This window comes from Bradyrhizobium sp. MI1.7, assembly GCF_055811795.1.
This window is the reverse complement of sequence record NZ_JBVVPO010000085.1, coordinates 1-17,060: the sequence shown is the minus strand read 5'-3', so window position 1 is coordinate 17,060 and position 17,060 is coordinate 1. Positions and strand designations below refer to the sequence as shown.

The following is a 17,060-nucleotide window of genomic DNA, read 5'->3' as shown; positions in this document are numbered from 1 at the left end:
GGAAAAACAGGTAGGAGACTGACGAGCGACCCGATCCGGACCTCGTTAGGGCTGCTTCCTTCCGGACCTGACCCGGTTGGCGAGTGGCTCGTCCACCGCCAATCTCCCGGTCCCTATTTGGGGCCAAAAGGTCGGGAAAGCAAGCGGGTATCCGTGGGTCCCGCACACCCCGCTGGGCGGCCCCCGCCGGCCCATTTGGACGCGGAAGCCGGCTCAGTGCTGGCGAGCTGGAACCTCCGTGATTCGCGCAAACCGCTTGCGATACTCGGCGGGCGTCACGCCGACGTGACGATTGAACGCGCGACGCAGCGTATCGGCGTCCGCGAAGCCACAATGAAGCGCGACCTGCTTCGGGGCTTCATTGCCAAACTCGAGCAGCCGCCTCGCCGCATTGACGCGGGCTTCCTCGACCCAGGTCGCAGGCGTGACGCCCACCTCGGCGCGGAACAGCCGTGCAAAGTGCCTCGGGCTGAGCTCCATGCGCGTCGCCAGGCTCGCAACGCTGTGGTCGAGCCCGGGATTGGCGGCGACCCAGCGCTGCAGCTCCTGCAGCGCGGCGCGGCCGGCGGGAACAGCCTCGCCCTTGCGGGTGAACTGCATCTGCCCACCCGGACGCTTGAAGAACATCACGAGCTGGCTTGCGACCTTCATGGCCGTATCGCGCCCGAGATCTTCCTCGACCAGTGCCAGCGCCAGATCGAGCCCTGCGGTCACGCCGGCGGCCGTGCGGAGCTTGCCGTCGGTGACGTAGATGGCATCCTTGTCCACGGTGACCGACGGGAATTTGCTGGCCAGCATGTCTGCGACCGCCCAATGCGTCGTGACCCGCCTGCCATCAAGGAGACCGGCGGCGGCAAGGAAGAAGGCCCCGCTGCACACCGAGCCGAATCTGCGGGTCCGCGAAGCCCGCCGCCGCAGCCAGTCGATCACGCTCCCATCCGCCGGGACTTCGGCCGCGTTCGGGCATCCCGCCACCAGCAAGGTGTCGATCGGCTCCTGGAAGTCGCGGTCGACGATTCGGTCGGGCATCAGCTGGATACCTGAGGAACTGCGGATCGGCCCCGGCTCCGCGCCCGCCACGAACAAGGCATAGGCGGGATAGCCGGCCTGGTTGTTCGCCTCAGCGAACACATCGAGCGGCCCTGCGACATCGAGCAGCTGCACGCCTGGCAGTGCCACGATCACAACCGTCCTTGGTTTCGGCTTTGCGCCCATGTCCGCCTCGATCCGGATTTGTCCGTTTTTGACGTGTTACGTTGATTTAAGACAACGTAGCTCGGATTTACAGTAAACGCGATCCAAAATTTCAGGAGCTGCTCATGTCAGAAATCACCGAGGCCGCCGTCATTCCCGACAGCAAGCTGGCGCGTGCCATCACCGAATACATCCGCGACACCGAAACGGATTTGCTCTTCAACCATTCCAGCCGCGTCTACCAGTTCGGCACGATGGCCGGCGTCCGCCGCGGGCTGACATTCGACCGCGAGCTGCTTTACGCCGGCGCCATGTTTCACGACATCGGCCTGATGCCGGGCCATGGCAGCCAGCACGAGCGGTTCGAGGTCGACGGCGCGCACGCCGCGCGCGACTTCCTGCGCAGCCACGGCATTTCGGAAGCCGACGCCTACACGGTCTGGACCGCGATCGCCCTGCACACCACGCCGGGCGTTCCCCAGCACATGCACCCCGTCGTCGCGCTGGTGACCGCGGGCGTCGAGATGGACGTGCTCGGGCTCACCTACGACGAATATTCCGACGCGGAGCGCGAGGCGGTCGTGAAGGCGTTTCCGCGCACGCCGCACTTCAAGGAAGACATCATCCAGGCCTTCTACGACGGCATCAAGCATCGGCCCGATACGACGTTCGGCAACGTCAAGGCCGACGTCATCGCCGACAAGGAGCCGCATTTCCATCGCGGCAATTTCTGCAGCGTCATCCGCAACTCGCATTGGCACGGCTGACCGGCGTTCGCGCAAGGACAGTGCGATCTCGAAATCGACTGCTGTGGACCCATGCGAGCCTGAGATTTCGCACGCGGGCCGCAATAGCCAATGACCCCATATTCAGGAGCATCCCATGGCCGATGAGCCGAAACGTTTGACCCATGCGACGGGCGCGCCCGTCAGCGATAACCTCAACATCATGACCGCGGGCCGCCGCGGGCCCGCATTGTTGCAGGATGTCTGGCTGATCGAGAAGCTGGCTCACTTCGATCGCGAGGTGATTCCCGAGCGACGCATGCACGCCAAGGGATCCGGCGCCTTCGGGACCTTCACGGTCACCCATGACATCTCCCGCTACAGCAAGGCCAGGATCTTCTCGGAGATCGGCAAGGTCACGCCGATGTTCGCGCGCATCTCGACGGTGGCCGGCGAGCGCGGCGCAGCCGACGCCGAACGCGACATCCGCGGCTTTGCGCTGAAGTTCTACACCGAGGAAGGCAATTGGGACATGGTGGGCAACAACACGCCCGTGTTCTTCTTCCGCGATCCCTTGCGCTTTCCCGACCTCAATCATGCGATCAAGCGCGATCCCCGAACCGGAATGCGCAGCGCCGACAACAATTGGGATTTCTGGACGTTGTTGCCGGAGGCTCTGCACCAGGTCACCATCGTGATGAGCGAGCGCGGCCTTCCCAGAAGCTTCAGGCACATGCATGGCTTCGGCAGCCATACCTACAGCTTCATCAATGCCGCCAACGAGCGGACCTGGGTGAAGTTTCACTTCCGGACGCAGCAGGGCATCGAAAACCTGACCGACGCCGAGGCCGAAGCCCTCATCGGCAAGGACCGCGAGACTCACCAGCGCGACCTGTTCGAGAGCATCGAATGCGGCGATTTCCCGCGCTGGACGATGTTCTTGCAGACCATGACCGACGATCAGGCCAAGGCGTTTGCCTTCAACCCGTTCGACCTGACCAAGATCTGGCCGAAGGCGGACTTTCCACTGATCGAGGTCGGCTATTTCGAGCTGAACCGCAATCCGGAAAACGTCTTCGCCGAGGTCGAACAGGCATCCTTCTCGCCGGCCCATGTCGTTCCCGGCATCGGCTTCTCGCCCGACAAGATGCTGCAGGCGAGGCTGTTCTCCTACGGGGACGCGGCGCGCTATCGCCTCGGCGTCAACCATCATCTGATCCCGGTCAACGCGCCGAAATGCCCGTATCACAGCTACCATCGCGATGGCGCAATGCGGACCGACGGCAATCTCGGGAGGACGCCGACCTATTTCCCGAACAGCCGTGGCGAGTGGACGGACCAGCCCGATCTCAACGAGCCGCCGCTCGAGATCGATGGTGCAGCCGCACATTGGGATCACCGCATCGACGACGATCACTATCGGCAGCCCGGCGACCTCTTTCGCAAGATGAACGCAGCCCAGCGGCAGGCCTTGTTCGACAACACGGCGCGTGCTGTCGGCGCCGCTGCCATCCCGATCCAGGAACGGCACATCGCCAACTGCGCCAAGGCCGATCCCGCCTATGGCGCGGGCGTCCGCGACGCGCTGACGCGCCTCGCGACCGTTCGTGCCAAGGGAACGGAAAAGGCCGCAGAATAGGGTCGGTCGATCCGCACCGAGCTCTCGCCGTCTTCGGCGAACGGCGCCGACAGGGCGCCGTTCGCATTTTTAAAGCGAACCGCCGAAACCTATCAATTTTCTCGCGAAAATAGCTCGAGCCGACGCGCCCGCCGGCCGGTGCTGTAGCGCATCGCCGCGGCATTTTTGCCGCGAAGCACAGACGCCGCAATTCGCCTCCGAATGCGTCAAGCCGATAGGCTCCCTGCCTATCTTCGAGGCCCCGCACATCCCTGAGGCAATCGAGTCTTGACAGGGCCCGCCCGGCAGCGCCTTTCTATGAAATCCTGCCGGAACCGAAACAAAGGGTGCGCGAAAATCCGATCCTGAGCATTCTTCAGCCGGCTGACGCCGATTGATGGGCGAATTTTTCGCGCGAGATCAACCACACACCTTCATCCAACCAGAAAAGCGATTCCTCAAAATGGTTACACGTCGTGATGTCGCATCGATTGTCGGACTTGGCGCGATGGCTGCGGCCACGCTGGCCTCACCGGCCGTGGCGCAGACCGCAGCGGATCCCAGCGAATCGACCTTTGCCCGCATTCGCCGCACCAAGAAGATGCGGATCGGCGCGGTCGGCGGCGGCGCGCCCTATTACATGAAGGACCTCGCCAGCGGCCAGTGGAAGGGCTTCTATGTCGACATCGCCAAGGCGCTCGCCGACGACATGGAGGCTGAACTCGAGATCACCGAGACCACCTGGGGCAATTCGGTGCTCGATCTGCAGTCCAACAAGATCGACATCTTCTTCGGCCTCAACCCGACCCCGAAGCGCGCGCTGGTGGTCGACTTCTCGGTGCCGGTCTTCAACAACGCCTTCGGCATCCTCTGCAAGAAGGACTTCAAGCCGAAGAGCTGGGCCGAGCTGAACTCGCCCGACGTCAAGATCGCCGTCGACCAGGGCTCGTCCCACGACCAGGTCGTCAGCCGCCTGACGCCGAAGGCGCAGATCTCGCGACTGAAGACCGCCGACGATGCCACCGCCGCGCTGCAAACCGGCCGCGTCGACGCACAGTGCCTGATCACCATGCTGTCGCTGACCGTGCTGAAGAAGAATCCCTCGCTCGGCCAGTTCGTGCTGCCGACGCCGATCTTCGCCACCACGTCGAATGCCGGCTTCCGCCGCGAGAACGACAAGACCTTCCGCGACTACGTCAACACCTGGATCGACTTCAACAAGGGCCTCGGCTTCATCCGCAACGCGATCATCACCAACATGGAGCTGGTGGGCGTGACCGAAGCGGACATTCCGCCGGGCGTTTCGCTGTAAGGTGTGATGAGCACCTGAAGTATCCACATCGTCATGGCCGGGCTTGTCCCGGCCATCCACGTCTGACCCGCGGCACCAAGAACGTGGATGCCCGGGACATAGGCAAGCGGAAGCGACGCCGTCCTTCGGACGGCTACGCCCGGGCATGACGACGAATTTCTGGGCGACATCGGGTACGAGTAAGAACACGCATGTATCAGTGGGACTTCGGCATCCTCTGGAGCTATCGCTGGCTCTTTCTCAACGGGCTCGGCGTCACCGTCGGCTTCACCGTGGTCATCGTCGTGCTCGGTCTCGTCTTCGGCCTGTTCGGCGCGTTCGGCAGCCTGTCGCGCTTCAAGGCGGTGCGTCTGATCGCCCTCACCTTCATCGAGGCGTTCCGCTGCACGCCGATCCTGGTGCAGCTGATCTGGTTCTATTACGCGCTGCCGATCCTGGCCGGCGTCGAGATGACGCCGATCACGGCCTCGGCGCTCGCGCTCTCGCTCTATGGCGGCTCGTTCTATTCCGAGATCATCCGCGGCGGCATCATCTCGATCGACAAGGGCCAGTCCGAAGCCGGCGCCGCGCTCGGCATGACACCGGGCCAGAGCATGCGGCGCATCGTGCTGCCGCAGGCGATCAAGCGCATGATCCCGGCGCTGATGAACCAGTCGATCATCCAGTTCAAGAACACCTCGCTGGTTTCGGTGCTCGCCGTGCCCGACCTCGTCTACCAGAGCCAGGTCGCCGCCCATGACAGCTACCGGCCGCTGGAGACCTACACCGCGGTCGCGGTCGCCTATGCGGCGATCCTGATTCCCCTGACCATCATCGTCCGCCGCGGCGAGAAGCGACTGGCGGTCAGCGAATGAGCGAGCCATCCAAGAACGCTTCGAAGATCGAGATCCGCAGCCTGCGCAAGAGCTTTGGCAGCAACGAGGTTTTGAAGAACATCAGCCTCGACGTGGTCAAGGGGGGCGTGGTGGCGCTGATCGGCCCATCCGGCTCCGGCAAGTCGACACTGCTCCGCTGCATCAATCTGCTGGTCGTACCCGACGGCGGCAGCGTCCGCGTCGGCGACACAAGCTTCCAATTCGGCGAAGGCGCGAGGCTTCCGGACGTGAAGACACTCGCAAAATTCCGCACCACCACCGGCATGGTGTTCCAGCATTTTAACCTGTTCCCGCACATGACGACGCTTCAGAACGTCATGGAGGGACCGGTCACGGTGCGCCGCATGGCCAAGGCGGACGCCGAGAAGCTCGCGCGGGCGCAACTTGCCAAGGTGGGCCTCGCGGAGAAGGCCGACCAATATCCGGCGACGCTGTCCGGCGGGCAAAAGCAGCGCGTCGCGATCGCGCGTGCGCTCGCGATGGAGCCGGACGTGATGCTGTTCGACGAGGCCACCTCGGCGCTCGATCCCGAGCTCGTCGGCGAGGTGCTCGCCGTCATGCAGCGGCTGGCCTCGGAAGGCATGACCATGGTGATCGTCACCCATGAGATCGCCTTCGCCCGCGAAGTCGCCGACCGCCTCATCTTCATGCGCGACGGCGTCGTGGTCGAGGAAGGTCCGGCACGGCAGGTGATCGACAATCCGCAGCAAGCCGCGACGCGCGCCTTCCTCAGCCATTTCCACCGCACCGGCGCGTTGCCGCCGGCCAACGTAGCACCGTGATGCCTGATATCGATCGCACCTATCTCGTCACCGGTGCCGCCAGCGGCATCGGCCGCGCCACCGCAAAACTGCTCGCGGCCCCCGGCACCGCGCTTCTGCTCCACACCCGCTCGAACGTGGAAGGTCTCGATGCCACCGCGGCCGAAGCCGAAGCGAAAGGCGCCGCGGTGGCAAAATGCCTCGGCGATCTCGCCGAGGAAGCAGTCGTCACCGACGCCGCCGCCGCCGCGCAACGCGCTTTCGGACGGCTCGATGGATTGATCCTGGTCGGCGGTCATGCCCGTCGCGGCAGCGCGATCGGCACGCCGGCGGATCAGTTCCGGCAGGCGATGGACGAATCGGCGCTGGCGTTCACGCGGCTGGTCGACGCCGCGCTGCCGCTGCTGCGTGACGGGCGCGATGCGCGGATCGTGGCGGTGTCCTCTTTCGTCGCGCATGCGATCCGGCCGGAATTCGCACCGTTTGCCGCAACGGCGGCAAGCCGCTCCGCGCTCGAAGCGCTGGTGCGTCTCACCGCGATCGAGCTCGCCAAAGACGGCATCACCGTCAATGCGGTGTCACCCGGCCTCATCATCAAGGACAAGCCGAGCGAGAGCCGGCTCTCGCCCGAGCAGATCGCCACCACCGAGGCACTGATCCCGATGCGCCGTCGCGGGCGGCCGGAAGAAGTGGCCGAGATCATCGTCTTCCTGGCATCACCGAAGGCGTCCTACGTCACCGGCCAGGTCTGGCACGTCAATGGAGGCCTGACATGACCGAAGCAACCATCGAACGCATCAGGCTGTTCCTGATCGAGAGCCCGATCAAGATGGCGCGCCTCCAAGGCGTCGGCAACGTCAAGGGCACGGTGAAGCGCGTGCTGATCGAGCTCACCGCGAGCGACGGCGTGATCGGCTGGGGCGAGGCGGCACCGTGGGAAGTGTTCACGGGAACGCCGGAAGCGGCCTTCTCCGCGCTCGACATCTATCTGCGGCCGATCGTGCTCGGCAAACCCGTGCGCCGCATTCGCGCGCTGATGGCCGAGCTCGACCGTACGCTGGTCGGTCATGCCGAGGCCAAGGTCGGAATCGAGATGGCGCTGCTCGACATCGTCGGCAAGTCGTCAGGATTATCGGTCGCCGACCTGCTCGGCGGCCGCGTGCGCGACACGATTCCCCTCTCCTTCTCCATCGCCGATCCCGATTTCGCCGCCGATCTCGAACGCATGCGAAAAATGGTTCCGGACGGCAACGTCATCTACAAGGTCAAGACCGGCGTAAAACCGCATCGCGAGGACCTCGATCATCTCGAAGCGATCCGCAAGGAATTCGGCGACAAGGTCGACCTGCGCGTCGATTACAACCAGGCGCTGGCGCCGTTCGGCGCGATCAAGATTTTGCGCGATGTCGAAGAGTTTGCGCCGACCTTCATCGAACAGCCGGTGCCGCGCAAATATCTCGACGTGATGGCGCAGCTCACCGCGGCGCTGGAAACACCCGTTCTCGCCGACGAAAGCTGCTTCGACCGCCGCGACATGATGGAGGTGGTGCGCCGCGAGGCGGCCGATGCCGTCTCGATCAAGCTGATGAAAGCCGGCGGCCTGTTCGAGGCGCAGGCGATCATGGCGATCGCCGACATCGCCGGCCTGCCCGGCTATGGCGGCACGCTGTGGGAGGGCGGCATCGGGCTTGCCGCCGGGACGCAGCTGATCGCGGCAACGCCGGGCATCTCGCTCGGCTGCGAATTCTACATGCCGCATCACGTGCTGACCGAGGACGTGCTGGAAGAGCGCGTTGCCAACCGAGCCGGCCATGTCGTGGTGCCCGACGGCCCGGGCCTCGGCATCCGCGTCAGCGAGGCCTCCGTCCGCGCCAATGCGCGGGTGCTTGCGGAGGCGTAATTCCGCCATTCCGGGGCGCGCGCAGCGCGAGCCCGGAATCCATAGCCACAGGAAGTGGTTGTCGCGCGAGCTGGTCACCACGCATCTTCGCCAAACTTCTCCCTGTGGTTATGGGTCCCGGGCTCGCGCTTTGCGCGCCCCGGGACGACAGCGGAGCATGCCGCCCCCGCGGCCCCTAACCTTCCCCTCAGGGACTCCCTATCGTATGGTCCGGCCAAACACGCCCGCCCCATCGGGCTATCCGGAAACGCATATGTCTGATCCCGCCTGGTCGCTGCACTCCCGCCTGAAAGAGGACACCATCGACATCGGCGACCTGCCGCTGTCGAAGGTCCTGGTCATCAAGGACGCGCATTATCCCTGGCTGCTGCTGGTGCCGCGGCGGCCCGATGCGGTCGAGATCATCGATCTCGACGAGGTGGAGCAGGCGCAACTCATGACGGAGATCTCCCGCGTCTCGCGCGCGCTGAAAGAGATCACCAAATGCGACAAGCTCAATGTCGCCGCGCTCGGCAACCTCGTGCCGCAGCTTCATGTCCACATCATCGCACGCCGGACCAGCGACGCTGCATGGCCGCGGCCGGTCTGGGGCGTGATGAAGCCCTTGGCGCATGACGCCACCGAGGTGCAGACTTTCATCAGCGCGCTTCGCCGCAAGATCTGGTTGGGTTGAGAACAAGAAATGTCAGCATTCGACTCGTTTCCGCTGGGACAGCCGGCTTTCGTCACCAACATCCTCGATCGCGCCGCGCATCTGCGCCGCGACGACGAGAAGCTGTTCGCGATGGAGCAGAAGCCATCGTCACGCGCCTATGTCGTCTACCGCGACTCGCTGCTGGTGAAGCGCGAGGGCGACAAGGCGCGCGCGCTGCTGGGAGTAGACGAGGCGCTGAAATGCGGCGCCAACCCCGGCACGATCTTCTTAGGGTTGCGCGACGGCGCCGCGGTGTTCGGCATGGGGATGTCGCAGGCGGCGGCCGAGAAGCTGATCGGCCGCGAGGACTACACCGTCACCGAGCTGCGCGGCATGGCGATGCAGGGCGCGATTCCGCCCGACGAGCTCTCGGCGATCGCGATGGCGAAGTCGATGGTGAGCTGGCACCAGCGCCATGGCTATTGCGCCAATTGCGGCACGCGGAGCGCGATGAAGGAAGGCGGCTGGAAGCGCGAGTGCCCTGCTTGCAAGGCCGAGCATTTTCCGCGCACCGATCCCGTCGTGATCATGCTGGTCGCCTCGGGCGAGAAGTGCCTGCTCGGCCGCCAGAAGCAGTTTCCGCCGGGCATGTATTCCTGCCTCGCCGGCTTCGTCGAGGTCGCCGAGACCATCGAGGACGCGGTACGCCGGGAAATCCTCGAAGAATCCGGAATCCGCTGCACCGACGTGCAGTATTACATGACGCAGCCTTGGCCCTATCCATCGTCGCTGATGATCGGCTGCAGCGCGCGGGCGCTCAACGAGGACGTCGTCGTCGATCATTCCGAGCTAGAGGACGCGCGCTGGTTCACCCGCGAGGAGGCCGCGCTGATGCTGACGCGGACGCATCCGGACGGGCTCGCCGGCCCGCATCCGTTCGCGATCGCCCACCACCTGCTCGGCCGCTGGGTGCACGACAAGACCGGCGCGTAAGCTGGGGCCGCCGGTGGCCACATCACGGACCGCGCCACACACCCTTTGCATCGGCATTCCCGTGCGCGACCTCACCTTTCGCGTCGAGGCCGTGCCCGCGCGCGGCAGCAAGGCCAACGCCACGCATCTCGCCGAGATCTGCGGCGGCAACGCGCTCAATGCTGCGATCGCCATCGCGCGGCTCGGTGGCCGGGTCTCCTTCGCAGGACCGATGGGTGATGCACGGGAAGCGTCGAGCGGCTTCATTCTCGAACAGATGGCCAGTGAAGGCATCGACACGACGCACGTCGTGCGCATGCCCGGCCTGACCACGCCGGTCTCCGCGATCCTGATCGAGCCCTCGGGCGAGCGGACGCTGACGATCTATCGCGATCCCGCTCTGTGGGGCGTGAAGCTGCCAGACGGTGACGCACTGCTCGCCGATTGCCGGGCGGTCCTCGTCGAGAGCCGCTGCGGCGCCCTTTGTATCGATCTCTGCGCCGAGGCGCGACGACGCGGCATTCCCGTCATCGTCGGCGTCGATCGCGCGATGTCGTTGCAGGACGGCCTGCTCACGGCCGCCTCGCACCTGCTGTTCGCCAGCGACCAGGTGCAGGAGACGGCCGGTGTCGCCGATGACGGCGAGGCATTGAAGCGCCTGGCAGGGCTGACGCCGGCCTTCCTCGCCGCCACGCGCGGCCCGCGTGGCACGATCTGGCTGGACGAGGCGGGCGAGCTGGAGGAGACACCGGCCTTCCCGGTTCAGGCGGTCGATACGCTCGGGGCCGGCGACGTCTTCCATGGCGCCTTCACGCTTCGCCTCGCCGAGGGCGAGGAGGTGCGGGAGGCGCTGCGATTCGCCGCGGCCGCCGCAGCGCTGAAATGCACCCGCCACGGTGGCGGCATGGCCGCCCCACAACGCGTTGAAGTTGAAGAGCTTTTGCGAGGCCGACTCTAGAGCGGTTCCACCACGGAGCCGAGATTATGGGCTTGCCGTGGAAAGATTTTCTCTATATCAGGGAAATCAGCCCCTGAAATGGAACAAAGTTCTTCAAATGACTGACCTCGCCGTGCAACTCCCCGAGACCAGCCGCCGCCTCGATGCCATCGACCGCAAGATTCTGATGGTGCTCCAGGAGGATGCCTCCCTCTCCGTCGCCGAGATCGGCGACCGCGTCGGGCTGTCCTCGACCCCCTGCTGGAAGCGCATCCAGCGCCTCGAGGCCGACGGCGTGATCCTGAAGCGGGTCGCCCTGGTCGACCAGAACAAGATCGGGCTCGGCATCTCCGTGTTCGTGTCAGTCGAGAGCGCCGACCATTCGGACGCCTGGCTGAAGAAGTTCGCCGAGGCCGTGAGTGCCATGCCCGAGGTGATGGAATTTTACCGCATGGCCGGCGACGTCGACTACATGCTGCGCGTCGTGGTCGCCGACATGCAGGCCTATGACGTGTTCTACAAGAAGCTGATCAGCGCCGTGCCGCTGAAGAACGTCACCTCGCGCTTCGCGATGGAGAAGATCAAGTCGGTCACCGCGCTGCCGATCCCGGCGGTGGTGGCGGCTTAGAGGCTTAGTTCTCAGGTCTCACCACAAGGAAGCTGTCATCGCCCGGCCTTGACCGGGCGATCCAGTATTCCAGAGGCGGCGATTGGATACGGAGAAGCTGCGGCGTACTGGATGCCCCGGTCAAGCCGGGGCATGACAGCGGAGATTTGCTGCGCGGGTTGTGCTCCCTGATGCCCCTCAAATCGTCTGATTGTACGCGCCGACTTCGGGATGCGTGCGGAGCACGCTGTTCACCATCTCGAACATGTCGTGCATGCGCTGCTCGGAGACCGGGCTCTCGACCACGACGACGAGCTCGGGCTTGTTGGAGGACGCGCGCACCAAGCCCCAGCTGCCGTCCTCGACCGTGACGCGTACGCCGTTGACGGTGACGAGATCGCGGATCGCCTGGCCGCCGATCTTGGCGCCCTTGGCCTGCAAGCCTTCAAAATGCTTCACCACCTGGTCGATGACGCCGTACTTGGTCTCGTCGGCGCAATGCGGTGACATGGTCGGCGACGACCAGGTTTTCGGCAGCGCGTTCTTCAGATCGGCCATCGACTTGCCCGGCGCGCGGTCGAGCATGTCGCAGATCGCGAGCGCCGACACCAGGCCGTCGTCATAGCCGCGTCCATACGGCTTGTTGAAGAAGAAGTGGCCGGACTTCTCGAAGCCCGCGAGCGCACCCGTCTCGTGGGTGCGGCGCTTCATGTAGGAATGGCCGGTCTTCCAATAGGCGACCTTCGCGCCCTGCTTCTGCAGCACGGGATCGGTGACGAACAGGCCGGTCGACTTCACATCGACGATGAAATGTGCGTCCTTGTGGATCGCCGACATGTCGCGGGCCAGCATCACGCCGACCTTGTCGGCGAAGATTTCCTCGCCGGTGTTGTCGACGACACCGCAGCGATCGCCGTCACCGTCGAAGCCGAGACCGACATCGGCCTTGTGATGCAGCACCGCGTCGCGGATCGCGTGCAGCATTTCCATGTCTTCCGGGTTCGGATTGTATTTCGGAAAGGTGTGGTCGAGCTCGGTGTCGAGCGGGATCACCTCGCAGCCGATCGCCTCCAGCACCTGCGGCGCGAACGCGCCGGCCGTGCCGTTGCCGCAGGCGGCGACGACCTTGAGCTTGCGGGTCAGCTTCGGACGGCCGGTGAGATCGGCGATGTAGCGCGCCGGATAATTCTCGTGGAACTGGTAGGAGCCGCCGGCCTCGTTCTTGAATTCGGCGTTGAGCACGATCTCCTTCAGCCGCGTCATCTCGTCGGGGCCGAAGGTCAACGGGCGGTTGGCGCCCATCTTCACGCCGGTCCAGCCATTGTCGTTGTGCGAGGCCGTGACCATGGCGCAGCAGGGCACGTCGAGATCGAACTGCGCGAAATAGGCCATCGGCGTCACCGCGAGCCCGATGTCGTGCACCTTGCAGCCCGCAGCCATCAGGCCGGAAATCAGCGCATATTTGATCGAGGCCGAATAGCCGCGGAAATCATGGCCGGTGACGATCTCCTGCTTGACGCCGAGCTCCGCAATCAGCGCGCCCAGCCCCATGCCGAGCGCCTGGATCCCCATCAGGTTGATTTCCTTCTGGAACAACCAGCGCGCGTCGTATTCGCGAAAACCCGTGGCCTTCACCATCGGCTCGGATTCGAAGGCATAGGTGTTGGGCAACAAGACGGATTTCGGCTTGGGGAACATTGAGACGGTCTCGTGAAAATGGCGGGAATTGATGCAGCCTTAGCGAATGCCGGGCCGCAGCGGAAGGCGGGAATGGCAGCTTATGGCTTATAATTGCGGCAGTTTGGTAACGGGAAAACGCGGCCCGGCGCGAGACTTCCGCCAATGCCGTCCTGAAAAAAATCCGTGCGAACGACCGTTCGTCGGCGCGGCGAGAGCCTTTTGAGGCGGCTTACTGCTCCAGCACCATCTGGCCGTTGGCGTATTCGAAGCGCTTGAGGCGGGACAGGAAGGAGAGGCCGAGCAGGTTCTCCGACAGAGCCTCGTCCGGCAGCACCATGGCGTCGACGTCGCGCACGACGAGGCCGCCGACCTCGAGCATGGCGATGCGCGTGCGCGCGGCCTTAATGGTGCCGTTGGCGGTCGAGACGGTGGCGTTGTACTCGCCGCGCGAGGGACGCAGGCCAAAGCGGGCGGCCGAGCTCTCGTTCAGCGCGACCACGGAGGCGCCGGTGTCGATCATGAAGCCGATCCGCTGGCCGTCGATGCGGCCTTCGGCCTGAAAATGGCCACGGCCATCGCGGGAGATGGCGAGGCTGCGCCCACCGGCCGGCGCCGTCGCAGCAACCGCAATCGTCGTGCGCGGCGCTGACGTCGCGGAGGCAGAACTCATCCTGTCCGCCATCTGCGCCATGAACGTGCCGAGGCCGATCATGATGGCCGCGAGGATCATTATGTTACGCATCACACCACTTCCGAGCCGGAAAGCTCGATTTCACCACGCGACACGTCTGGCCGCGAGCGACGCTGCGGTCAGAGCGCCGCTATTTTGACGAAAAGGATGAGCGGAGGGTTAATACGCCTTCGTGGCTTCTCACGTCCCGCGCGGCTTGACCCGCCGGGTCGGCAGCGCACTCGCCGGATCCTCCGGCCAGGGATGGCGCGGGTAGCGGCCACGCAGGTCGGAGCGCACCGCGGCGTAGCTGCCGCGCCAGAAACCGGGGAGGTCGCGCGTCACCTGCACCGGGCGCTGCGCCGGCGACAGTAATTCCAGCACCAGCGGCACCTTGCCGGCGGCGATCGACGGATGGGTGTTGAGCCCGAACAATTCCTGCAGCCGCACCGCAATGGTCGGCCCCTGCTCGGCCTCATAGTCGATCGCAAGCACGCTGCCGGTCGGCGCCTCGAAATGCGTCGGCGCCTCGCGATCGAGCCTTGCGCGCATCTCCCAGGGCAACAGCGCCATCAGCGCGTCGGAGAGATCGCCGGCCGAGATGTCTTTCAGTGCGATCTTGTCGTAGAGCGCCGGCACCAGCCAGTCGTCGCGCCGCGCGATCAGTCCGTCGTCGGACAAATCGGGCCAGCTGTCGCCCTCGGCCTTGCGCAGAAACATCACGCGGTCGCGCCACTGCTTTGCGGCCTTCGACCAGGGCAACCGGTCGAGACCTGCGGCAATCAGCCCATCTGCGAAGATCCGCGCGGTCTCCTCCGAAGGCGACACCGCGAGTGTCGCCTCAGACAGCGTGATCGCATGCAGCGCGCGCTTGCGCCGCGCGCGCAGCGCCATCGCGCCGCGGTCGAAGGAGATCTCGTCGACGGTCTCGATATGCTCGGCAAAATGCCGCTCGATGTCGTCCTCGCCGATCGGCGCCGCCAGCAGAACGCGGCCGCTCGCCGCCGTGCCCGTCATCTCGCCGATCGCGATGTAGGGTGCGCGGGCGAGCGACGAGGTCTGCTCCACCGCGGCGCCGCGACCATTGGCGAGCACGAAGGTGCCATTGCCGCGATTGCGCGCGACGCGGTCCGGGAAGGCGTAGGCGAGCATCAGGCCGGTCGAGAGATCATCCTGTCCGGTTACGGCCTTCTCCGACGCCGCCACCTGCGAAGCCCAGCGCCGCGCGAGATCGCGCGCGCTCGCGGCGCGCGGCGAGCGATCGCGGCGGAACTGATCGCGCCGGTACTCGAGATCGACGCTGTCGCCGCCGAGCCCGCGCTCGGTGACGATGGCCGCGATCTCGGCGGCGGCTTCGCCGCTGCCCACGCGATGCGAATCCACGATCATGCGCGCCAGCCGCGGCGGCAGCGCCAGCGCGCGCAGGCTTTTGCCTTCGGCGGTGATGCGGCCGTCGCCATCGAGCGCATTGAGCTCGGAGAGAAGGCTTTTCGCCTCTTTCCAGGCGGGCAGCGGCGGCGGATCGAGGAATGACAGCGCCGAAGGATCGGCGACGCCCCATTGCGCGAGGTCGAGCACCAGCGAGGAGAGGTCGGCGCTGAGGATCTCCGGCTGGGTGTACGGCGCGAGCGAGGCCGTCTGCGGCTCGTCCCAGAGCCGGTAGCAGACGCCCGGTTCGGTGCGGCCGGCGCGGCCGCGGCGCTGATCCACCGCCGCACGCGCAGCGCGCACGGTCTCGAGCCGCGTCAGCCCAATGTCGGGCTCGTAGCGCGGCACGCGGGCGAGACCAGAATCGACCACGATGCGCACGCCCTCGATGGTGAGCGAGGTCTCCGCGATCGAGGTCGCCAGCACCACCTTGCGCGTGCCTTTCGGCGCGGGCGCGATCGCGCGGTCCTGCACGGCAGCGTCGAGCGCGCCGAACAGCGGCACGATCTCGATGCTGGCATCCTGGACGCGTTCGCTGAGGAAATTCTGGGTGCGGCGGATTTCGGCGGCGCCGGGCAGGAACGCCAGTACCGAGCCGCCGTCGGCGCGCAGCGCGGACGCAATCGCATCCGCCATCTGCCGCTCCACCGGCGCATCCGCCTTGCGGCCAAGATAACGCGTCTCGACCGGAAAGGCGCGGCCTTCGCTCTCGACAACGGGCGCTTCCCCGAGCAGCCTTGCCACGCGCGCGCCGTCGAGCGTTGCCGACATCACGAGGATGCGCAGATCCTCGCGCAGGCCGGTTTGCGCGTCGCGCGCCAGCGCGAGGCCCATGTCGGCATCGAGCGAGCGCTCGTGGAATTCGTCGAACAGGACGGCCGCGATGCCGGAGAGCTCGGGATCGTCGAGGATCTGGCGGGTGAAGATCCCCTCGGTCACCACCTCGATGCGCGTCGCGCGCGAGATCTTCGAGCCGAAGCGGACGCGGTATCCGACGGTTTCGCCGGCCCGCTCGCCAAGCGACTTGGCCATGCGCTCGGCGCTCGCCCGCGCAGCGATACGCCGCGGCTCCAGCACGATGATCTTCTTGCCCGCGGCCCAAGGGGCATCCAGCAGCGCCAGCGGCACCCGCGTGGTCTTGCCTGCGCCGGGCGGCGCCACCAGCACAGCCGAATTATGCGCCTCCAGCGTGCGCGAGAGGTCGTCGAGCACGGCGTCGATCGGGAGGGGCGTGTCGAAGCTGCGGGGCAAGGCCTATCCATTCGTCATGCCCGGCCTTGTGCCGGGCATCCACGTCTTCGACTAGAAACAGACGTGGATGGCCGGGACAAGCCCGGCCATGACGAAATCGTTGCGGCAGTGGTCCCTCAGCCCTGCACCGGCGGACGCCCGATGCTCTCGTAGGTGAAGCCGGCGGCTTCCATGTCTTCGGGCCGGTAGACGTTGCGGAGGTCGACGACGACGGGCTGCGTCATGGTCGCCTTCAGCCGGCCGAGATCGAGCGCGCGGAACTGCACCCACTCGGTGACGATAACGAGCGCATCGGCGCCTTGCGCGCACGAATAGGCGTCCTCGCAATAGGTGATGTTCGGCAACTCACCCTTGGCCTGTTCCATGCCGACGGGATCGAAGGCCTTGACCGTCGCGCCCATGTCGATCAGGCCGGTGACGAGCGGGATCGACGGCGCATCGCGCATGTCGTCGGTGTCGGGCTTGAAGGTGAGGCCGAGCACGGCGATGGTCTTGC

At 65.6% G+C, this 17,060-nt stretch carries 16 protein-coding genes and 1 other RNA gene; 11 read left to right on the top strand and 6 right to left on the bottom strand.

The window, feature by feature from the left end:
- Positions 1-10: 10 nt before the first annotated feature.
- Both ffs and AC0L3X_RS41380 read right to left on the bottom strand, forming a co-directional pair.
- An RNA gene (gene ffs, locus AC0L3X_RS41385) (signal recognition particle sRNA small type) lies at positions 11-107 on the bottom strand.
- A 106-nt stretch (positions 108-213) separates the two neighbouring features.
- On the bottom strand, positions 214-1,215 hold the full coding sequence (locus AC0L3X_RS41380) for a GlxA family transcriptional regulator (RefSeq protein ID WP_063985915.1): 1,002 nt from the start codon (positions 1,213-1,215) through the stop codon (positions 214-216).
- Between the two features lie 104 nt (positions 1,216-1,319).
- On the opposite strand from AC0L3X_RS41380, the gene AC0L3X_RS41375 reads away from it, so the two are divergent.
- The 11 genes from AC0L3X_RS41375 (at position 1,320) to AC0L3X_RS41325 (ending at position 11,556) form a co-directional block, all read left to right on the top strand.
- A complete protein-coding gene (locus AC0L3X_RS41375; RefSeq protein WP_071909180.1) occupies positions 1,320-1,961 on the top strand; it encodes an HD domain-containing protein in 642 nt (213 codons plus the stop codon).
- A gap of 115 nt (positions 1,962-2,076) precedes the next feature.
- Positions 2,077-3,558, top strand: a complete 1,482-nt coding sequence (locus AC0L3X_RS41370) for a catalase (RefSeq protein WP_231143688.1) — start codon at positions 2,077-2,079, stop codon at positions 3,556-3,558.
- 442 nt (positions 3,559-4,000) lie between these two features.
- The gene (locus AC0L3X_RS41365; RefSeq protein WP_063979827.1) at positions 4,001-4,849 is read left to right on the top strand and encodes a transporter substrate-binding domain-containing protein; all 849 of its coding nucleotides are present in this window, start codon (positions 4,001-4,003) and stop codon (positions 4,847-4,849) included.
- A gap of 191 nt (positions 4,850-5,040) precedes the next feature.
- Positions 5,041-5,703 (top strand): amino acid ABC transporter permease, encoded by a 663-nt coding sequence (locus tag AC0L3X_RS41360; RefSeq protein WP_063979828.1) that lies wholly within the window; start codon positions 5,041-5,043, stop codon positions 5,701-5,703.
- A complete protein-coding gene (locus tag AC0L3X_RS41355; RefSeq protein ID WP_063979829.1) occupies positions 5,700-6,506 on the top strand; it encodes an amino acid ABC transporter ATP-binding protein in 807 nt (268 codons plus the stop codon). The genes AC0L3X_RS41360 and AC0L3X_RS41355 overlap by 4 nt, the downstream gene beginning before the upstream one ends.
- Positions 6,506-7,261: an SDR family NAD(P)-dependent oxidoreductase gene (locus tag AC0L3X_RS41350; RefSeq protein ID WP_063979830.1), complete on the top strand. Its 756-nt coding sequence runs from the start codon at positions 6,506-6,508 to the stop codon at positions 7,259-7,261. The genes AC0L3X_RS41355 and AC0L3X_RS41350 overlap by 1 nt, the downstream gene beginning before the upstream one ends.
- The gene (locus AC0L3X_RS41345; RefSeq protein ID WP_063979831.1) at positions 7,258-8,385 is read left to right on the top strand and encodes a muconate cycloisomerase family protein; all 1,128 of its coding nucleotides are present in this window, start codon (positions 7,258-7,260) and stop codon (positions 8,383-8,385) included. The genes AC0L3X_RS41350 and AC0L3X_RS41345 overlap by 4 nt, the downstream gene beginning before the upstream one ends.
- 253 nt (positions 8,386-8,638) lie before the next feature.
- Positions 8,639-9,058: an HIT domain-containing protein gene (locus AC0L3X_RS41340; RefSeq protein ID WP_063979832.1), complete on the top strand. Its 420-nt coding sequence runs from the start codon at positions 8,639-8,641 to the stop codon at positions 9,056-9,058.
- A 9-nt stretch (positions 9,059-9,067) separates the two neighbouring features.
- A complete protein-coding gene (gene nudC, locus AC0L3X_RS41335) occupies positions 9,068-10,012 on the top strand; it encodes an NAD(+) diphosphatase (RefSeq protein WP_063979833.1) in 945 nt (314 codons plus the stop codon).
- Positions 10,013-10,025: 13 nt separating this feature from the next.
- Positions 10,026-10,949, top strand: coding sequence for a sugar kinase (locus AC0L3X_RS41330; protein WP_231143690.1), 924 nt, complete (start codon positions 10,026-10,028; stop codon positions 10,947-10,949).
- A 97-nt stretch (positions 10,950-11,046) separates the two neighbouring features.
- Positions 11,047-11,556: an Lrp/AsnC family transcriptional regulator gene (locus tag AC0L3X_RS41325; RefSeq protein ID WP_014491365.1), complete on the top strand. Its 510-nt coding sequence runs from the start codon at positions 11,047-11,049 to the stop codon at positions 11,554-11,556.
- A gap of 177 nt (positions 11,557-11,733) precedes the next feature.
- On the opposite strand, the gene AC0L3X_RS41320 is transcribed toward AC0L3X_RS41325, so the two are convergent.
- From AC0L3X_RS41320 to AC0L3X_RS41305, 4 genes are all read right to left on the bottom strand, one after another.
- Positions 11,734-13,233: a phosphomannomutase/phosphoglucomutase gene (locus AC0L3X_RS41320; protein ID WP_063979835.1), complete on the bottom strand. Its 1,500-nt coding sequence runs from the start codon at positions 13,231-13,233 to the stop codon at positions 11,734-11,736.
- Positions 13,234-13,444: 211 nt separating this feature from the next.
- The gene (locus AC0L3X_RS41315) at positions 13,445-13,957 is read right to left on the bottom strand and encodes a TIGR02281 family clan AA aspartic protease (protein ID WP_071909170.1); all 513 of its coding nucleotides are present in this window, start codon (positions 13,955-13,957) and stop codon (positions 13,445-13,447) included.
- Positions 13,958-14,086: 129 nt separating this feature from the next.
- Entirely contained in the window at positions 14,087-16,564 is a 2,478-nt protein-coding gene (gene hrpB / locus AC0L3X_RS41310; protein ID WP_063979837.1) for an ATP-dependent helicase HrpB, read from the bottom strand.
- Between the two features lie 116 nt (positions 16,565-16,680).
- Positions 16,681-17,060: UDP binding domain-containing protein (locus AC0L3X_RS41305; protein WP_473317394.1), on the bottom strand; the 380-nt coding region annotated here is incomplete at its 5' end.